Annotated in this window: 13 protein-coding genes and 1 tRNA gene; 7 read left to right on the top strand and 7 right to left on the bottom strand. The window is 71.8% G+C overall.

The window, feature by feature from the left end; all coding sequences use genetic code 11:
* Positions 1–97 precede the first annotated feature (97 nt).
* Positions 98–2,752, bottom strand: a complete 2,655-nt coding sequence (gene topA / locus F4562_RS17930) for a type I DNA topoisomerase (RefSeq protein WP_184543234.1) — start codon at positions 2,750–2,752, stop codon at positions 98–100.
* Positions 2,753–2,909: 157 nt separating this feature from the next.
* On the opposite strand from topA, the gene F4562_RS17925 reads away from it, so the two are divergent.
* On the top strand, positions 2,910–3,095 hold the full coding sequence (locus tag F4562_RS17925; RefSeq protein WP_184543236.1) for a DUF5703 family protein: 186 nt from the start codon (positions 2,910–2,912) through the stop codon (positions 3,093–3,095).
* Positions 3,096–3,280: 185 nt separating this feature from the next.
* Here the strand turns inward: F4562_RS17925 and F4562_RS17920 are convergent, their stop codons facing one another.
* The 3 genes from F4562_RS17920 to F4562_RS17910 form a co-directional block, all read right to left on the bottom strand.
* A complete protein-coding gene (locus F4562_RS17920) occupies positions 3,281–5,116 on the bottom strand; it encodes a chaplin family protein (protein ID WP_184543238.1) in 1,836 nt (611 codons plus the stop codon).
* Between the two features lie 324 nt (positions 5,117–5,440).
* Positions 5,441–6,007: a hypothetical protein gene (locus tag F4562_RS17915; RefSeq protein ID WP_311734066.1), complete on the bottom strand. Its 567-nt coding sequence runs from the start codon at positions 6,005–6,007 to the stop codon at positions 5,441–5,443.
* A gap of 165 nt (positions 6,008–6,172) precedes the next feature.
* On the bottom strand, positions 6,173–7,480 hold the full coding sequence (locus tag F4562_RS17910; protein ID WP_184543242.1) for a M20/M25/M40 family metallo-hydrolase: 1,308 nt from the start codon (positions 7,478–7,480) through the stop codon (positions 6,173–6,175).
* Positions 7,481–7,645: 165 nt separating this feature from the next.
* On the opposite strand from F4562_RS17910, the gene F4562_RS17905 reads away from it, so the two are divergent.
* Positions 7,646–7,731 (top strand) — tRNA-Leu (locus F4562_RS17905).
* A 233-nt stretch (positions 7,732–7,964) separates the two neighbouring features.
* Here the strand turns inward: F4562_RS17905 and F4562_RS17900 are convergent.
* The 3 genes from F4562_RS17900 to F4562_RS17890 form a co-directional block, all read right to left on the bottom strand.
* A complete protein-coding gene (locus tag F4562_RS17900; protein WP_184543244.1) occupies positions 7,965–8,723 on the bottom strand; it encodes a class I SAM-dependent DNA methyltransferase in 759 nt (252 codons plus the stop codon).
* 186 nt (positions 8,724–8,909) lie between these two features.
* On the bottom strand, positions 8,910–9,764 hold the full coding sequence (locus F4562_RS17895) for an MBL fold metallo-hydrolase (protein ID WP_184543246.1): 855 nt from the start codon (positions 9,762–9,764) through the stop codon (positions 8,910–8,912).
* 367 nt (positions 9,765–10,131) lie between these two features.
* Positions 10,132–10,407 carry a hypothetical protein gene (locus tag F4562_RS17890; RefSeq protein ID WP_184543248.1) on the bottom strand — a complete coding sequence of 92 codons (276 nt, stop codon included), beginning with the start codon at positions 10,405–10,407 and terminating at the stop codon, positions 10,132–10,134.
* A gap of 830 nt (positions 10,408–11,237) precedes the next feature.
* On the opposite strand from F4562_RS17890, the gene F4562_RS17885 reads away from it, so the two are divergent.
* From F4562_RS17885 to F4562_RS17865, 5 genes are all read left to right on the top strand, one after another.
* Positions 11,238–12,476 carry a DUF8094 domain-containing protein gene (locus tag F4562_RS17885; RefSeq protein ID WP_184543250.1) on the top strand — a complete coding sequence of 413 codons (1,239 nt, stop codon included), beginning with the start codon at positions 11,238–11,240 and terminating at the stop codon, positions 12,474–12,476.
* A 64-nt stretch (positions 12,477–12,540) separates the two neighbouring features.
* A complete protein-coding gene (locus F4562_RS17880) occupies positions 12,541–14,457 on the top strand; it encodes a hypothetical protein (RefSeq protein WP_184543252.1) in 1,917 nt (638 codons plus the stop codon).
* A complete protein-coding gene (locus tag F4562_RS17875) occupies positions 14,454–16,934 on the top strand; it encodes a hypothetical protein (RefSeq protein WP_184854780.1) in 2,481 nt (826 codons plus the stop codon). The genes F4562_RS17880 and F4562_RS17875 overlap by 4 nt, the downstream gene beginning before the upstream one ends.
* Before the next feature lie 45 nt (positions 16,935–16,979).
* Positions 16,980–17,972, top strand: coding sequence for a MinD/ParA family ATP-binding protein (locus F4562_RS17870; protein WP_184543258.1), 993 nt, complete (start codon positions 16,980–16,982; stop codon positions 17,970–17,972).
* On the top strand, positions 17,972–18,730 hold the full coding sequence (locus F4562_RS17865) for a hypothetical protein (RefSeq protein ID WP_184543259.1): 759 nt from the start codon (positions 17,972–17,974) through the stop codon (positions 18,728–18,730). The genes F4562_RS17870 and F4562_RS17865 overlap by 1 nt, the downstream gene beginning before the upstream one ends.
* Positions 18,731–18,741: the final 11 nt, after the last annotated feature.

Here is an 18,741-nt window from a genome sequence, read left to right as displayed (position 1 = left end):
CGGCCGAGGGGGCGGGGTACGGACGGACCGGGGCCGAGGCCGGGCGGCCGGGGTACGGGCTCCGTCCCCGCGGACGCGGATCGCGGAGCCCGTACGGTCAGGCCTTGGCCTTCGCCCGGGTGGTGCGGGGACGCTTGGGCGCCGGGCCGCGGGCACGACGGTCGGCGAGCAGTTCGGCGGCACGCTCGGTGGTGATGTGCTCGACCTCGTCACCCTTGCGCAGGGAGGCGTTCGTCTCACCGTCGGTCACGTACGGCCCGAACCGGCCCTCCTTGACCACGATCGGCTTCTTGGAGACGGGGTCGGCACCCAGCTCACGCAGCGGCGGCGCGGCGGCGGCGCGACGACCCCGCGTCTTGGGCTGGGCGAACAGCTCCTTGGCCTGCTCCAGCGTGACCGTGAACATCTCCTCTTCGGAGGCCAGCGAGCGCGAGTCGGTGCCCTTCTTGACGTAGGGACCGAACCTGCCGTTCTGGGCCGTGACCTCCTGGCCGTCGAGCTCCCCGAGCAGCCGGGGCAACGACAGCAACTTCAGCGCGTCGTCCAGGGTGACGGTGTCGAGGGACATCGACTTCAGCAGCGACGCGGTGCGCGGCTTGGGGGCGTCGGCCTTGCGGGTCTTCTTCTTCGCGCCGTCGGACGGCGGCGCCTCCTCCGGCAGGATCTCCGTCACGTACGGGCCGTAACGGCCGTCCCTCGCCACGATCACGTTACCGGTGACCGGGTCCTTGCCCAGCTCACGGTCACCCGTCGGGCGGGAGAACAGCTCCTCCGCCATCTCCGCGGTGAGCTCGTCGGGGGCCAGGTCGTCGGGGACGTTCACCCGGGCGCCGTCGCGGTCCAGATACGGGCCGTAACGCCCCACCCGGATCATGATGTCGGTACCCCGGATCGGGAAGGAACTGATCTCCTTCGCGTCGATCTCCCCGAGGTCGGTGACCATCTCCTTCAGGCCCTCGTCACCGTTGTCACCGAAGTAGAACCGGCGCAGCTCCGGCACCCGCTCCGCCCGGTCGTTCGCGATGTCGTCGAGGACCTTCTCCATCCCCGCGGTGAAGGCGTAGTCGACGAGGTGGCCGAAGTGCTGCTCCAGCAGGTTGACCACCGCGAACGCCAGGAAGGACGGCACCAGGGCCGTGCCCTTCTTGAAGACGTAACCCCGGTCGAGGATCGTCCCGATGATCGACGCGTACGTCGACGGACGGCCGATCTCCCGGTCTTCCAGCTCCTTGACCAGCGACGCCTCGGTGTAACGCGCAGGGGGCTTGGTCGCGTGAGCCAGCACGTTCAGGGCCGACGCGGTCAGCGGGTCGTTCTCGGCCAGGTCGGGCAGGCGCTTCTCGGAGTCGTCACGGTCGGTGGCCGGGTCGTCCGCACCCTCGACGTACGCCTTCAGGAACCCGTGGAAGGTGATGGTCCGCCCGGAGGCGCTGAACTCGACCCGCTCACCGGAGGCGGACGTCCCCGCCACCTTCACGATGACCGACTCGCCGACCGCGTCCTTCATCTGCGAGGCCACGGTGCGCTGCCAGATCAGCTCGTACAGCCGGAACATGTCACCGGTCAGGCCGGTCTCACCCGGGGTGCGGAACTCCTCGCCCGACGGGCGGATCGCCTCGTGCGCCTCCTGCGCGTTCTTCACCTTGCTGGTGTAGACACGCGGCTTGTCGGTCACGTACGCCGCGCCGTACAGCTTGATCGCCTGGCTGCGGGCGGCCGACACGGCGGTCTCCGACAGCGTGGTGCTGTCGGTTCGCATGTAGGTGATGAAGCCGTTCTCGTACAGGCGCTGGGCGACCTGCATGGTCGACTTCGCGGAGAAGCCCAGCTTGCGGCTGGCCTCCTGCTGCAGCGTCGTCGTCCGGAACGGCGCGTACGGCTTGCGGGTGTACGGCCTCCGCTCGACCGACGTGACCCGGTAACGGGCACCGTCGAGACGGGCGGCCAGAGCCTGGGCTGCCTGCTCGTCGAGGTGGAGCACGTCGGCACCCTTGAGCGTGCCGTTGCTGGCGAAGTCGCGGCCCTGGGCGACGCGCTTACCGTCGACGCCGGTCAGCATGGCGGTGAACTCGTGCGGGGTCTCGTCCCGGCCGGTGTCGAACAGCGCCTGCAGATCCCAGTAGCTCGCGCTGGTGAACGCCAGGCGCTCGCGCTCGCGCTCCACGACCAGCCGGGTCGCCACCGACTGCACCCGCCCGGCCGACAGGCGGGGCTTGACCTTCTTCCACAGGACCGGGCTGACCTCGTAGCCGTAGAGGCGGTCGAGGATGCGCCGGGTCTCCTGGGCGTCGACCAGCCGCAGGTTCAGCGTACGCGGGTTCGCCACCGCGTCCTGGATCGCACGCGGCGTGATCTCGTGGAACACCATGCGGTGGACCGGAACCTTGGGGTTGAGCACCTCGCGGAGGTGCCAGGCGATGGCCTCCCCCTCCCGGTCTTCGTCGGTGGCGAGGTAGAGCTCGTCGGCGTCCTTGAGCAGCTGCTTGAGCTTGCTCACCTGAGCCTTCTTGTCGTGGTTGACGACGTAGAGCGGCTCGAAGTCGTGATCGACGTTGACACCCAGGCGTGCCCAGGGTTCTCCCCGGTACTTGTCCGGGATGTCGTCGGCCTTCTCGGGGAGATCACGAATATGCCCGATGCTGGACTCCACGACATAGCCGCGGCCGAGGTACCCAGCGATGGTCTTCGCCTTGGAAGGCGACTCGACGATCACCAGGCGGGTTCCGCCGGCGTTGCCCTTCTTGGCTGGCACGCTGCTTCCTACCTCGCTGTTCGCATTCGATCCCCGTTCACTTCCACTCGGGTTACCCGATCTCAGTCGGGGGCACTCCCGAGGAAAGCCGCAAGGACGCAGAATAAAGCCCTATGAGTGTCGACGTCCCCCGGCCCACCCTCGGAGACTAATCGCTGTGCTCGACTACTCCTACTTGGTTCTCCACCTTCCACGCGGCACCACCCGGGACGTCGCCCGGCAGATACTGACCGAACACGCAGAATACGGCGGCTGGGAGCTCGATCGCCTGCGACTGTATCCCGACGGCCGCCGCGACGTCCGGTTGCGCCGGAAGATCATACGCGTGACCAGGACGATGTGATCCAGAACATGGCTTTGCCCGCCCCGGGCCGCGCCCCCGGAACGGGCAAAGCGTTCATGTCTCGCCGGGCGAGACGAAGGGCCGCACCCTGGCGGGGTGCGGCCGTCCTGACGTCACCGCCTGCGAGGCGCCTGAGGGCCTCCCCGGTCACCCCGGGGAAAGTTGCCCTTCAGGTGAGTTGTTCCTTACTTCTTCGCGAAGCGAATGCGGCGCCCGGCGGCGAAGAGGGTCGCCGCGGCGGCGGCCAGCCCACCGATCAGGAGCGCGGCGAGAGCGCCGACGTTCATGCCCGTCACCCCGGCGGGCTGGGCGGCGCTCATCAGGCCGATCTCACCGACCGGAGTCGAGGAGAGCGTGTCGGTGACGGGAGCCAGCGGCGAGCCGTTCCGGGACCCGCGGGACCGCTCGCTCGCCGAACCGCCGGGCAGCTCGGGAAGCTCGGGCAGGGTCGCGGCCTCGCCGACCTGGGCGGCGGCGGGCAGACCGGACCGGGCGCCGCGGACCTCGGCGGAGTGGGGCAGCGGGGGCAGCTCGGAGGTGGGCGCCTGCCGCCCGGCCGTCACCCCGCGGGCCTGCGGGACCTCGGGCAGCACCGGCAGCAGGCCGCTGGTCTTGCCCCTGCCGGGCTTGTCACCCCAGTGGCCGCCGCCGTGGCCACCCTGACCACCGTGACCGCCCTGACCACCGTGACCACTGGACGGCCCGCCGGCCCGGGAGCCGCCGAGGCAGCCCGCCGCCGCGTCGCCCAGGACGGCGACGGCGTTGCCGCAGACATTGATCGGCGCGGTGATCGGCGCCACGATCTGGTTGCCGCCGAGGACGCTGTGCGCGCCGTCGGTGCGGTTGCCCCCGGCGCCGCCGCCCCTCCCGTTCGGTGAGACCGCGGCGCCACCGCGGCACCCGGAGCCGGCCTTGCCGAGCACGGCGACGGAGTTGCCGCAGACGTTGACCGGCGCGGTGATCGGCGCCACCACCTGGTTACCGCCGAGCACCGAAGACCGGCCCGAAGTGGTGTTGCCCCCCGCACCGGCACCCCTGGCGCCGTTCTTGACGGACGCGCCACCCCGGCAGCCGGCGAAGGCGTCACCGAGGAGCGCCACGGAGTTGCCGCAGACATTGATCGGCGCGGTGATCGGCGCCACCACCTGGTTACCGCCGAGCACCGAAGACCGGCCCGAGGTGCGGTTGCCGCCCGCCCCGGCCCCGCCCCGGCCGTTCCCGGGGGACACGCCGCCCTCGCAGTCCGCCCGGCCGTCGCCGACCGCGTTGCCGCAGACGTTGACCGGCGCGGTGATCGGCGCCACGATCTGGTTGCCGCCACCGATGCCGAAGCGCCCGTCGGTGTCGTTCCCGGGACGGCCGAGGCCCGAACCGGGCCGCGACCCGTGCCCCTCGTGCCCGCCGTACCCCGGCTTGCCCTGGTGACCGGGGTGCCCCGGCCGGCCGGGGCGGTCGACGGTGGCCTCGGCACCACCGCGGCAGCCGGAGAACGCCCCACCGACGACGGCGACCGCGTTGCCGCAGACGTTGACCGGCGCGGTGATGGGGGCGTCGACCTGGTTGCCGCCCAGGACGCTGTGCGCGCCGCTGGTCCGGTTGCCTCCCGCACCGCCGCCCCTGCCGGGGTTGCGGACCGAGGCGCCGCCCTCGCAGCCCGCCTTCGCGCCGCCGAGCACCGCCACCCCGTTCCCGCAGGCGTTGACCGGCGCGGTGATGGGGGCGTCGACCTGGTTGCCGCCCAGGATGCTGCCCCGCCCGGACGTGCGGCCCGGGATCCCGCCGCTGCCGCCGTCGCCGTTCTCGACGGAGGCGCCTCCCCGGGAGGACGCGGCCGACTCGCCCAGCACCCCGACGGCGTTGCCGCTGATGTCGATCGGCAGGGAGACGGGCAGGTTGACCTGGTTGCCACCGCCGATCGAATGGTCACCGTCGGTGTCGGCGAAGGCCGTACCGCTGCCCAGGGCCATGACGCCCAGGGCGAGCAGTGCTGCGGGGGCCGAGCCCTTAACCCACGTACGCATGATTGACGCTCCTACACGGTTCTCGGGGGGGTACCTGACATCTCGTGACGGCGCGCGAGACCGCGCGAGGCCCGGTCGGGTCCGCACAGCGGAGGCCCCGGCGGCCGTCACGAAGGAGAGGAACTGCCTGCTGATCTACTCGTCGTCCTGTTTCGTCGCTCACCGTCGGAGCGGCTCCCGGTCGTGCGGGGATCACACGTGCGCACGGGATCCGGCCGCACTCCGTGACCGGCGTGCCCGGGAAGGGCCTGACCGGCGAAGAGCCCGGGGAGGACACGGCCGTGGTGAGCCCCGGGAAGGGCATGACCGGCCGGCGAGACGAGGTCAGTCAGGGGAGAAGGAAGGATCGTCCGCCGCTGTGCGGACGACTGGGGGGAGCACGAGCGCCGGCGGAAGACGCCGGGCCATGAGCCGCGGGTCGTAGACGAACCGCGGGATGTCTCCCAGACCCGGCCCGAAAAGGCCGGACCCACCACTGGTCTGGGGCACGAATCCATTGGCGCCAGAACCGTGGTCGTCGGTGGCGGGGGCCGGGAAGCCCGGCGTGAACTGGCTGGTCAGCCCGTCCACACCCCGCCCTGCCATGGCTGCGGCGTTGTCTGAGGCCGACAGCCCACCGCTGCCCGTGGGGAATCCATCGACCCGAACGGCCGATCCGGAAGCGGCTACGCCAAGAGGGCCGGAGCCGGCGGCTCCCGTCTCCGCGGTGGTTTCCGCGGCAGCGGGAGTGGCACTGAGGAGTCCGAAGACGACTGCGAGCAGCCACCCGGCGGCCAGGAGGCCGCCGATGCTGAAGGCCCGCCCGACGACCCGCCGAACGCCGGCCGCGAGCCGCGCCATCCGGTCATCCCGGGCGTGGACCGTGTCGTCGGTGAAAGCAGTCGTGGGCACGCACTGAACAGCGGGCGATGACGCCCCCCGCTGCTCTCGCGGCATGCGTGCCACACGACCTCCCCAAAGCTCCGGGCAGGCTCGCACGAATCACGAGCCACCCCCTCAACGGAGAGTCACGCTAGCACTACCTACAGTCAGAGGCATGGTTTTCCGGGGAACGCGTCAACACGCGTCCAAGAAGCGGTCAAGAACCCGAACCCCGAACCGCAGCGAATCCACCGGAACCCGTTCGTCGATCCCGTGGAACATGCCGGAGAAGTCCAGGTCGGCGGGGAGCTTCAGCGGCGCGAACCCGAACCCGCGGATGCCCAGCCTGCTGAACGCCTTCAGGTCCGTACCCCCCGAGAGCGTGTACGGCACGGCCAGCGCGCCCGGGTCCTCGGCGAGGAGCGAGTCGGTCATCGCCCGCACCAGCGACCCCTCGAACCCCGTCTCGACCGCGATGTCGTGGTAGACGAACTCCCTGGTCACGTTGGGGCCGAGCAACTCGTCGATCGTCGCGAAGAACTCCTCCTCGTACCCCGGTAGGAAACGCCCGTCCACGTGCGCGGTCGCGGTCTGCGGGATCACGTTGGCCTTGTAGCCGCTCTGCAGCATCGTGGGGTTGGCGGTGTTGCGCAGCGTGGCGCCGATCATCCGCGCCAGCGGGCCGAGCTTGGCCACGGTCTTCTCGGCGTCCTCCGGGTCGAACTCGATCTCCAGTGCCCTGGAGGTCTCCTCCAGGAACGTCCTGACCGTCCGCGTCAGCCGCACCGGCCACTCGTGACGCCCGATGCGGCCGACCGCCTCGGCCAGCTCCGTCACCGCGTTCTCACTGTTGAGCATCGAGCCGTGCCCTGCCCGGCCGGTCGCGGTCAGGCGCATCCAGGCGATGCCCTTCTCCGCCGCCTCGATCAGGTAGAGCCTGCGCGCCTCGTCGACGGAGACGCTGAACCCGCCGACCTCGCCGATGGCCTCGGTGCACCCCTCGAACAGGTCCCCGTGCTTGTCGGCCAGCCACTGCGCGCCGTACTCGCCCCCGGCCTCCTCGTCGGCGGTGAACGCCAGCACCACGTCCCGCGGTGGCCTGCGTCCCTGGCTGAGCCGCTGCCGCACGACCGCGAGGATCATCGCGTCCATGTCCTTCATGTCGACCGCACCGCGTCCCCAGACGCACCCGTCGGCGACCTCTCCGCTGAGCGGGTGCCGGGTCCAGTCGCCGGCGTCGAAGGGGACGACGTCCAGATGCCCGTGGAGCAGCAGCGCGCCGCGTGAGGGGTCCTCACCCTCGATCCGGGCGATCACGTTCGCCCTGCGGCTGTCCGACTCCAGGATCTTCGGCTCCAGCCCGACCTCGGCCAGCTTCCCGGCCACGTACTCTGCCGCGGCCCGCTCCCCGGGCCCCGAGTTGTCGCCGGCGTTGGTCGAGTCGATCCGGATCAGGTCACGGCACAGCCCGACGACCTCGTCCTCACCGTTGAGCACGGTCATGTGGGACTCCTTGGGTTCGGTACGACTTGCCCCTCCATCCTGCCGCCGCGCCCCTCCCACCGGCACCCCGGCCGTGCCCGCGTACTTACCGATATGACGCACGCTCAAGAGTTTGCTAACCTGGGTCCGCCGACGAGGGATGACGGTCCCCCGTGCAGGCACCAAGTCCGGGTGGCGGAATAGGCAGACGCGCTAGCTTGAGGTGCTAGTGCCCTTTGCGGGGCATGGGGGTTCAAGTCCCCCCTCGGACACACTCGATTCACCAGTGAGGTGCTGGTCAGCCAGAGAGCTGACCAGCACTTTTCTTTTACCCGGGCGATGGGTCGGCGTGAGGATCGGACGGGCGTGGATCCGCGCTGCGGCGATCGGCCGGCGGCATCAGGGTGGCCGGGTGCCGCCGCCCATGCGGCACCCGGCGGCCGGGCGTGCACACAGCGCCACCGGTTCCTCCCCACATGAGGGTGCGCCGCCGGCGGTCCGGGGGTCAGAGCCGGTAGACCGACACGTGTGTGCGGCTGTCGTCGGTGAACGGGGTGCCCGTCCAGTCGGACCAGCGGTGTTCACGCTCCAGACCGGCCAGGCGGGCCATCAGGTCGAGTTCGGCCGGCCAGGCGTAGCGGTGGTTGGCGGGCAGCAGGCGCAGTCCGCCGGCGGTCATTCTGATCTTGGTGGTGTACATCATCTGGTCGGCCGTGGACAGCCGGGCCGCCTCGGCGAGGACCGTGTCCTCGCTCAGCGACAGCAGGCGCAGCGCCGACCCGTTCCGGAACGCCGCCGGGTCGGGTACCCACGCCTCGACGACGAACCGGCCGCCGGGGCGGAGGTGGGCCGCCGCGTTGCGGAAGCAGTTCACCTGGGCGTCCTGTGAGGGGAGTGCGAAGATCGTGTTGAGCGCCAGGACGACCAGGGCGAACTCGCCTTCGACCCGGGTGGCGGCGAAGTCGCCCACGGTCACCGGTATCCGGTCGCCGCCCGGCTTGGAGCGCAGCACCTCGACCATCTCCGCCGAGCCGTCGACTCCGGCGACGGCCAGGCCCCGGGCCGCCAGGGGAAGGGCCAGCCGGCCGGTGCCGATGCCGAACTCCAGGACGGGCCCGCCGTCCGCCAGTTCGTGGAGCCGGTCCACGGCGGCGTCCGTGGGGAGTTGCTCCACCGTCGTGTCGTAGACGTCGGCGATCTTCCGTCCGTACGCGGAGGGGTCGAATTCCCGTCCGTGCGCCGAGGAGCCGGACTCGTGCGTCATGTGTCCCCCGTCCGGCAGCCTCGCCGGGCTGCCCCGCTCGTTCCCGGACCGCCGTGGACTCCGTCCCGGACCGCGGTGGAAACCGTGGACCCGGGCCGAGGGGAGGGACCGGGTCGCCTCCCAGGAGGGCCTACCCAGCGTCGAGCACGCCTACGTCCAGCCCTGCCCGGGTCACCGGGTCGTCTCCTAGGAGGGCCTACCCATCTCCGGCGTCCGGAAGATGTCCGCCCCGTGGCGTGTCGGCAGGTGGAGGCTTTCGCCTCGGGCGACGTACCGCACGCGGTCGGCCCAGCCGACGCGCTCGACGTGGCGCCGGAAGTCGTCGAGGGACGAGGTGAAGACGGTGTAGTCGTCGTAGTGCACCGGCATGACGGTCCGCGGGTTGATGAGGTTGACCCAGCGAGCACCCTGCTCGCCGTCCATGGTGACCAGCATGCCGAGGATCCTGGTGCCGCCCAGGTGCACGATGCCCAGGTCGATGTCGGGGAAGCGCCGGGGGATGCCCGACAGGCACCGGTGGTCCATCAGGGTGTCTCCGCTGAGGTGTATGCGCAGGTCCACTCGGCCGTCGGCGCCGCAGAACTCCAGCATGCTGCCCATGACCGGCGGTAGCAGCGCCTGCGCGCCACCGGGTGCGTGCCGGGCGGGCAATGATGTGATCTTGACCGTGCGGCCGTCCCGGTACAGCTCGTGGTCATGCCAGGTACGCAGGCCGACGGCCGCGCCGAACCCCTGGTGCCGGAGGCGGCGGGCCGCGTGGGGCGTGGTGATGATCGGCGTGTCCTTGTTCAGCCCCTTCCGCGCCACCCGGTCCCAGTGGTCTCCGTGCATGTGGGACAGCACCACGGCGTCCAGCGGTGGGAGTTCCTCCACCCCGATCGCCGGGTCGGTGCGCCGCCGGGAGTTCAGGCCGTAGCCGAGGTGGGCACGCTGGCCCCGGTGCAGGAAGTTCGGGTCGGTGAGGAGGGTGAAACCGTTGTAGCGGATCAGCGTGGTGGCGTTCCCCACGAAGAACACGCTCGCGTCTTCCGGAAGGGACATCGGGCGATCCTTTCGTCTCGGGACTTACGAATCCGCCGCCGACCGGGACACCGCGCCTGCGGGAACGCGCAGGCGGCGGCGTCCGTCCACGCCCGGGGATCGGTGACCCGACGACGGAGGCCCGATGTGGGCACGGCGGACGACGGCCGCGGACGACGGCCCGGTCCGTGCGGACGCCGCGGTGTGAGTTTGCGAGGTTTCTGCGGCAAACCCGGCCATCAGTACGCTTTTAGTTGATTAATCTCCCTACCCCGCTGAACAGGCTCGAATCCCGTTCGTCCTATTGCGGGCTTCGAATCCCCTCGCGGGCGAAGTGTCCGGAGACTGCCGCGGGAGACCGGAGCCGGGGACCGGAGGTCCGTTCCGCTCAGAGGTCCACGTCGCGGGAGGCGATCACCCTGACCCCGGCCGGGTCGTGGCCCGCCGGGGTGACCACGACGCGCCTGCCCGGTTCCTCGTAGCCGTGCTCGGTCAGCCACATCAGGGTGTACGGGTCGAGTTCGCTGAAGGAGATCGGGGAGGCGGGCGAGAAGAGGTCCGTGCCGGAAGCGGCACCGGACACGGCGCCGGAGGTGGTGCCGGAAGCGGTGTCGGAGGCGGCACCGGCGTCGCCTTCGACGATCGACAGGATGTAGGTGGTCATGACGGTCCCCCGTGCTGCGGTTGTCCCTGGTGAGGTCCATACCCCGATCGCGGGTCGCCGTCCGGCGGCCGACGGCTCCCGGTCCGCCTTCGGGTCCCGGTCCGCGCCGACCCGGGGTTCCAGCCCCGCTCCGACTCGGGGTCCGAGTCCGTCCCGCCTTGGGGGCTCGGCCAGCCCCGCCCCGAGATCCCGGCCCGTCCCGGCCCGGCGGTTCCAGCCCCGCCCCGGCACGGTGATGATAGGGGACAGGAAAAGGAGATCTCCAATTCACCCGGTCATGCCCGGCCTTGATTACCAATCAGGACGAAACACATCCATATCAACTTGATATGACGAGCCACACCAATCCCGGAGCCAAAAGAACTTTCCGATCTTCGCCCGCCGCCGGCCGTACGGGCGGACGACGGAAACTCCAACAGAGAGCAAACGACGGGCTCATCCGCGAAAAACGGCGGCCCCTCAAAAAACCTGACGGGACGCCCGAAACCCCGAGATGTCTTGACATCTCTAGAGAACGGGGAACACGACCCCTCGGAAGCATGCCAGCAGGTAGCACCACACGAGTTTCGGGCCAACACTATCAATGATTAGGTATTATTTTTAAATCCATAACCTATAAGTACCAATTACTCTGCCCTTTACCTTCACAATAGATCACCGTCAGTCTAATATTTGGACCTATGTCATGGCGTGCATCAGATTTCCCAGATGGGCAGGCTGGGTCCTCTGGCCGCGGCGGCGGTTCCGCCAGACATGATTCCGAGCACTCATCCGACTGGCATCCCGAACGCCTCCTGTCATTCGACTGGCGGAAGGTCATTCTGTTCGCGGTGGTTCTGGTGATCATCGCCGCTTCCGTGATCTGGCTCGTGACCCGGACACCCTCCGGGCCGTCCCTGGCGTCGAATCCCACCGCCAACCCCTCCGGTGACGACTGGGGGGAGGCCGGCTCGTCCCCGTCGGCGATGCCCGACGCCTCCGGAGGCGCACAACGACCCGGATCCACCCCGAAGCCGAGTGGAAAGAGCAGTGGGGAGCCTTCTCCCGGCACCGCCGACGCGACGGAGGCGACGAACGAAAGCACCAGGAAAGCGGCGGAGAACTCCACCGGCGACCCCGCGGGCCCCGGCGAGCGGCCCCGGGCGACGACCACCCCGCCGTCCGACGGCTCACCGCCCGCCGAATCACCGGCGCGGGCGAGCGCGCCGCAGCTCACCCAGAAGGAGGCGTACGGCATTCACGGCCGCTACCAACGAGCACTGTCGGCGGCCCAGGCGCACAAGGACCAGGACGCCGTGCGGAAACTGGAGCACGGGCTCGCCCTGGAGATGACACGGGCGGGCTTCAGGACCGCCGAGATGCAGGGCACGTCACTGGCGTCGGGGATCTGGCCCAACCCGCAGATCTGGATCCCGCGCCGCGTGGCGGGCGAGGCCGACTGGTTCGTGGCCGTCTCGTACGAACCCGGGGTGGCCCGGGTCGCCGACGTGATGAGCTCGGCGCCGGGCGGGTGGCGGCTGGTGGCGTCGGCCGCCGACACACGGGCCACCCCCGCGCGCTTCCCGAAGATCGCCACCGATGCCGAGGGCTACGCCACGAGCCTGCCGGAGAACGCTCCGGGGCTGATCGCCACCCCGCGCCAGATCGCCCGCGCCCACCTGGCGAGCCTGGAGCGGGCCGAGAACGACCCACGCTTCGAAGAGGGGCCGTGGACCAGCGACACCGTGCTCTTCTGGCAGCGGGAACGCACCCGGCTGGAGCAGGCCGACTGGGGGCTCACCCTGTCGTACCGGCTTGAGGGACCGGTACGCACGCTCAGGACCAGCGACGGGGGCGCCCTGATCTGGTACGGCGCCCGTTCCACCGAGGTTCGCACGGCGAAGCAGCCGGGCGCGACGGTCAGGCTGAAGGGTTCGGCAGCCGTGCGCACCCGGAACAAGTCCTTCGCCACGTCGGTGAGCGCCACCTACGGACGCATGTATGTGACCCACGTTCCCCCCGCCGGCTCGAACGAGCCCGCTCGCGTCCTGGGCGAGTGGAGCGACGTCCTGGAGAGCCACGGCGACTGACGTCTCCATCAGAAGAAAAGGAACATGCATGATGACACCCTCACGTAAGCCATCGCGCGCGACGGTGATCACTGCGAGTGTCGCGATCGGCGTGTTCGGTGCCGGTGCCGGACTGGGAACCGTCATCGCCACCCGCGCCACCCCCCTCGAAGAGCAGACGATGCGTCTGGCCGCGGGTACGTATCTTCTGGACGACCAGGCGGGGGCGTGGGCGTCACAGGGGCCCGGAGGCGACCAGCCCCTCCCCCTCTCCGGCTCGGACGCGGGCAGCACCGTCACCGACGGCGCGAAGGAACCGCGGGTCTGTCTGTCGGCCACCGTCGACGGGCGCGCGGTCGGCGCCGTCGCGGAGGGTTGCACCGGCCTGCCCGTGCTGGCCTCCGCCGGAGCCGCCCTGGCTCCGCTGCGGCCCGGGAACCCCAAGAGCACCCCGGACGCGCCGCCGCCCAGGAAGAGCGCCGAGCCCAGGCCGTCGAGCAGTGCCAAGCCACCGGCGAAGACCTCCGCCCCGCGTGACAACGGCCGCCCGCAGGGGTCGGCCCAGCCCGCCCCCGACCCCGGACGTCAGGGACCGGCGCAACCGCCCCCACCGGTGAACAATCCCCAACCCGCCCCGCCGCCCGCTCCGACACCGACGAAGAAGATCAGCGGCAACATCACCGAGAGCGAGAACGACAACGGCAGCGTCATCGAACGCCCGGTGGAGAAGAAGGTGGACGTGGTGTCACCGCCCACGTCGGGGCCCGGCACGGGCCGGACGAGGGCTCCGGGTGACACCGGACCCGGCAGGCCCCGGCAGACGGGTGACACCGGACCGGGAGGGCCGCGGCCGACGGACGGCGGCAGCCGCGGGACGCCTCAGCCTCCTGTCACCGTCCAGCCGCCGCAGCCCGGAGGCGGCACCCCGCGGGCGTCGCAGCCCGGAAACCCACCACGACCGCCGCAGCCCGCAGGCACCCCGCGGGCGACGGGCGGTATGCGGCCGTCGCAGCCTCCCGTCACCGCCCGGCCGCCGCAGCCCGGCGACGACGCCTCCCGGCCGACGCGGCCGGTGGGCACCCTGCGTCCGGCGGTCCCCAGGAGCGGCGCCGGGCCGATCGTGCCCTCGGCCGGGACCGGGCCGGCGGACGGGCCCGCCACCACCGTGACCGTGAAGCCGACGGCTCCGCGCAGGACGGCGGCCCCCACGCCCTCACCGCGGCCCGGGGACACGCGTCCGACCGGGCCGGACTCCGGCCCGCAGCCGGTTCCTCCGGCGGAGAACGGGCCCTCGCAGCCCGGCGGGCCGGACGGCGCGCAGTCTCCCGACGGGACCGTGCTACGCCCCGCCACGCCGCAGACCTCCGACGGCGCGCAGAACGCCGCGGACGTGCTGCCGGTCTTCAAGGACCCGGAGCTGATGCGCCGGGCCTACGAGGCCCTCGGTCTGGACAAGGACATGCGCTACACGGACGAGAACGGCGTGTGGGACCTCAACATCGCCCCACCCGGTACCCCGCCGTGCCGTGACTACACCGCCGAGGAGCTCCGGGCGCTGGACGCGTCGCAGGACGGGCGGGGCCAGAGCCAGGACCGGGCGATCCCGCGTGACTCGTGCCTGTGGCCGGCGTTCATCCGCTGGCTGTACGCGGAGCCGGCCCCCGGCGAGGTCAGCAACTGGACCAAGTTCACCGGTCTCCCCTACCGGAACCTGGAACTGGTGCTGATGGACCCCGCCCAGTCGCCGCCCGCTCAGCGGACCCCCGGTGACGGCGCCCCCGGTGACGGCGCCCCTGTACGGCCCGGCCAGAACCAGCCGGAGTCGCAGTGGGGACACGAGCCGGCCCGGCCCGGCCCCGGCGACGATCCGGCCCGGCCCGACCAGGGGCAGCCGGACCCGGCCCGGACTGACTCCGGCGGGAGCGCGCCGGACCGGACCGCCCCCGTCCAGCCCGGCCCCGGCCAGGTCGAGCCGGACCCGGACCCGCAGACCGGCCCATGAGCGAATCCACCGGCGCCGGGAGCGCGGTGCCCGGATCCGGCCGGGGAGCGGCCTGGGTGCGCGAACACGGCGCGCACCTGATGGACTACGCCGCCTCCCACCTCGACGCCGACCGGGCCCGTGCGGCGGTCGTCACCGCGCTGGCCACGGGCCGGTCCGTGCCCGATGCCGAGGGCACCACGGTCCGGGGACGGCTGCTGGCCGCGCTGCGCCGCGACTGCCGTGCCGCTCCCGGGTTCCGGGAACGGTACGTGCCGGGTTCGGGTCCCGGACTGCCCGATGTGCTGCTGCTCGAGCAGGCGTGGACGATCGTCGATCCCCTGGGCACGGAGACGCTCAGGCTGATGTACCGCCACGGCCTCGCCCTGGAGGACGTCTGTCATGTGCTCGCGATGCCCCAGGACGAGGTGAGCAGGCTCGCCATCCGCACCCAGGACCTGATCGAGACGCTGGTGAGCGCGCTGGACGCGCTCGCCTGCGGGCGACGGGTCTGCCCGGATCTGGCCCCGCTGGTGGCGGCGGCGTTCCCGGCGGAGCAGCGGGCACGTCCCCCGGCCGACCCACAGGACGCACGTTCGGACCTGCTCTCCCACATGATCAGGTGCCCGGTGTGCACGCGGCCGATCAACATCCGCTACACGGTGCCGCAGATGATCTCCCACCCGCCGGTCGCGCCACTCTCCGCGGAGGAGCGGCGGCGACTGGCCGATGCCCTGTCCCCGGAACCGGCGGCGGGCCGTGCAGGCGCGGACGCACCGGCCCGGACGCCGGGACATCCCGGGCATGGGCCCGTATCGGGACGTTCCGCATCACCACCGCCCGGCCCGTCTGTGCCGCCCACACCGGGTTCTCCGGGCCGGCCGGAATCCGGCGCGCCGGTGACGCGGGGCTCCGGCCTGCGGTCGCCGTCCGGTCCACCGGTCACGTCCGGTTCCCCGGTGCCCCCTCCGGCCGGTGCCTCCGGGCGGTCACCGTCCGGTCCACCTGTCCTGCCCGCGCCACCGGCCGTGGCACCCCCCGCCCCCAGGCTCGGCATGACTCCCTACCCGCCGGTGGGCCCCCGGCCGAGCAGATCACGACCGGCCGCCGCGACGTCGGGAGGCGTACGGGCCTCGAAGGGGTCGCACGATCCGGAAGGCGGAAGCGGCACGGCGGGCACGGAGAGGGCGACCGGCACGGCCGGCCCGACGGGCACAGGAAGCACGACCGGCACAGGAAGCACGACCGGCACGGCCGGCCCAGCGGGCACAGGAAGCAGAGTCGGCACGGGAAGCACGACCGGCACGGGAAGCACGGCGAGCGTGCGGACCGAGATCAGCCCGGGAGGCGGAGCGGGTGCGGAGGGCGGGACCGGCGCGGGCGGCTCCACCGCACCGTCCAGGCCATCCGGATCATCGGGGCCGTCCGGATCGTCCGGACCGTCCGCATCCTCCGGGCCGTCCGGATCGTCCGGACTCTCCGGACCGCCCGGATCGTCCGGTCCGCCCCCGTTGCCCTCGTTGCCGTCTCTCCCGTCCCGGCGCACCCGCGCGCGACCGCCTGCGGCACCGCCCGTGACGGGGCACGACACGCCGCTCTACGACGCCCTGCTCACCCAGGTGTGGGCACGCGAGGTCCTCGCCCAGAGTGAGGAGGTCACCGCCACCGTCCCGCGGCCGGCTTCCGTCCCCGTGCCGGAGCCTGCCACCGGGATCGAACCGGCCACCGGAACCCAACCCGGCACCGAGGCCGAGCCGGGCACCGGCACCAGTACCGGCACCGGGGTCGAGCCGTTCACCGGCGCCGGACCGGCCACCGGAACCGGCCCGGCCGGCAGAGCCGAACGGGTCACCAGGGTTCGGTCCGCCTCCGCCGGACTCCGTGACGACGCGCAGCTCCCACCGCTGAGCAGCATCTACGCCGAACCCGACGACCGCCCCGACGACATGGCCGACGGGGCGGGGGTCCGGGTACTGGAGGCGCTCAGCTGGGCGGGTGCCCGGATCAGGAACACGACGATCAAGGTCGCGATCATCGTCGTGGCGGGCGCGGCGGGCACTCTGACCGGGATGAACCTGCTCGGCCCGGCGATCGAGGCGGAGGAGCCGGACAGCTCCCTGCAGTCCGCCACCACCCAGGCCGGTCCACCCCGGGCCGGTGCCCCCGCCGAACCTCGGGACGACGGACCCACCGAACCGCGAGACGGCGGACTCGCCGCGCGACTACGGATCCCGCCCGTGGTGACGCTGGACGAGTTCGGCCAGGGAAGCATGATCATCACCGTCTCCGGGGAGCCGCTGAAGTGGCGGATATCGGCTCCCGGCCTGGCCGCGAGCCCTTCCGACGGCACGCTGCGGCAAGGACAGACGCAGGTGGTGTCCCTGCGCGCACACCGGGTCCGCAACTGGTGCGGCAACCCCGCCTCCGCGACCGCGCCGCTGACCGTCCACGGCCCCGACGACTCGATCACCACGACGGTGCGCTGGCGGACCTGCTGACAACCCCGTCCCTTCCCACGAGAGCCCTTTCGAAAGGACCTGGCAATGACGGACACCTCTCCCCGTATCCAGGCGTCACCGGCCAACCCCGCCGAGCAGTTCCACGAAACGGTGCCGCTCACCGCGGAGCACCTGCTCACCAACCGCCGTTCCGAACCCGCCGGGGGATGGCGCCGCCTCATCTGGCGGCTCTCCGGCGGGCGGATCGTCCCGGCGGAGTCCGCGTCCGAGGTGGAGCGCCGCACGCTGATCGCGCAGGCGCAGACCCCCGTCGCGAGCGGACACCACCGGATCGCGGTCATGAGCCTCAAGGGCGGGGTCGGCAAGACGACGACGACCGTCGCCCTCGGCAACACGCTGGCCTCCCTGCGGGGCGACCGGGTGATCGCGATCGACGCCAACCCCGACCGGGGAACCCTCGGGCTCAAGGTCAAGTCCGAGACGGCCGCGACCATCCGCACTCTGCTCGCCGAGGCACCGCACATCCTCCGGTACGCCGACGCCCGGGCCTTCACCTCCCAGTCGCCCGCCCGCCTGGAGGTCCTCGCCTCCGACACCGACCCGGCGGTGAGCGAGGCGTTCAACGCCGACGACTACCGCACGGTCGCCGGGCTCATCGAGCGTTACTACTCCATCTGCATCACCGACTGCGGAACCGGCCTGCTCCACGGGGCCATGGGTGCGACGCTGGAGATGGCCGACCAGATCGTCCTGGTCAGCCTGGTGGCGGTGGACGGGGCCAGCTCGGCCGCGGCGACCCTCGACTGGCTGACCGCCCACGGCCACGCCGACCTGGTCAGGAACGCCATCGTGGTGCTGAACGCCGTGGAACCCAAGTCCGACGTGGACCTGGACCTGCTGGAGCGCCACTTCAACTCGCGCTGCCGCGCCGTGATACGCGTCCCGTACGACCCGCACCTCAAGGAGGGCGCCGAGGTCGACCTGGTGCGTCTGCGGCCCACGACCCGGGGAGCGTACCTGCGCCTGGCGGCGGCGGCCGGGCAGGCCTTCGGTCAGCGTCCCGATCGGAGTCACTAGTGCGGCCGGTAGCCGAGGATCCCGGGCTGAACTGGGACCTGGGGCCGCCGCCGCGTGCCCGGCGACGGATGCTCATTGTGGTCGCCTCGATCGTGGGGGCGATCCTCGTGGTGGCCGGGGTGTGGCAGATCCTGCGCCCGAAAGCGTCCCCCGCGGCCGTGTCGGGTTCCACCACCGCCGGTGACACCGTTCTGCTCGCCCCGCCCTCCGGCTATGAGGGGGCGGCCGGCTACCCGGTGGGGTTCCCGCGTACGGAGCTGGGTGCGGCCTCGGCGGCGGCGGCGGCGCTGGAGGCGGCGTGGACCCTGGACGTCGAGCAGGCCGAGCAGGCCGCGGTGCTGTACGCGCCGCCGGACCAGCACGACGCGGCGCGCGCGGGTGCGCGTGAGGCCGTCACCGGGTGGCGGGAGATCCTCGGGCTGCCCCGCGAGGGAGCCCTTCCCGAGGGTGCCGCCATGCGGACGCGGACGATCGGCATCCAGTGGCGTCCCCGCGGCCAGGACCAGGTCCAGGTGTCGGTCCTGGTCCAGGTGACGGCCACCAAGGGCGCCCAGGACACCGGCCCCACCTACTCAAGCCCTTACGCCATGAGTCTGCTGATGGCGTGGCAGCCCGGCATGCGCGGGGCGAACCAGGGCGACTGGGTCAACATCCCCGATCCGCTCGCCACCTCCGTACCACGCGTCGCCCTGCCGGGCACCCCCGAGTTCACCGCCGCCGGCTGGAAGCCGATCTCCGGCCCGGCGCCCGCCCAATAGATCCAGGAAGA

The organism is Streptosporangium becharense (assembly GCF_014204985.1).
Lineage (GTDB): Bacteria > Actinomycetota > Actinomycetes > Streptosporangiales > Streptosporangiaceae > Streptosporangium > Streptosporangium becharense.
Note: the sequence above shows the minus strand (reverse complement) of the source record. Positions and strands in the feature narration are given on the sequence as shown.

Coding starts and splice junctions, on each gene's coding strand:
- F4562_RS17920 (WP_184543238.1), bottom strand. CDS start 5,116: ATGCGTACGTGGGTTAAGGGCTCGGCCCCCGCAGCACTGCTCGCCCTG.
- F4562_RS17910 (WP_184543242.1), bottom strand. CDS start 7,480: ATGACCGTGCTCAACGGTGAGGACGAGGTCGTCGGGCTGTGCCGTGAC.
- F4562_RS17900 (WP_184543244.1), bottom strand. CDS start 8,723: ATGACGCACGAGTCCGGCTCCTCGGCGCACGGACGGGAATTCGACCCC.
- F4562_RS17895 (WP_184543246.1), bottom strand. CDS start 9,764: ATGTCCCTTCCGGAAGACGCGAGCGTGTTCTTCGTGGGGAACGCCACC.
- F4562_RS17890 (WP_184543248.1), bottom strand. CDS start 10,407: ATGACCACCTACATCCTGTCGATCGTCGAAGGCGACGCCGGTGCCGCC.
- F4562_RS17875 (WP_184854780.1), top strand. CDS start 14,454: ATGAGCGAATCCACCGGCGCCGGGAGCGCGGTGCCCGGATCCGGCCGG.
- F4562_RS17870 (WP_184543258.1), top strand. CDS start 16,980: ATGACGGACACCTCTCCCCGTATCCAGGCGTCACCGGCCAACCCCGCC.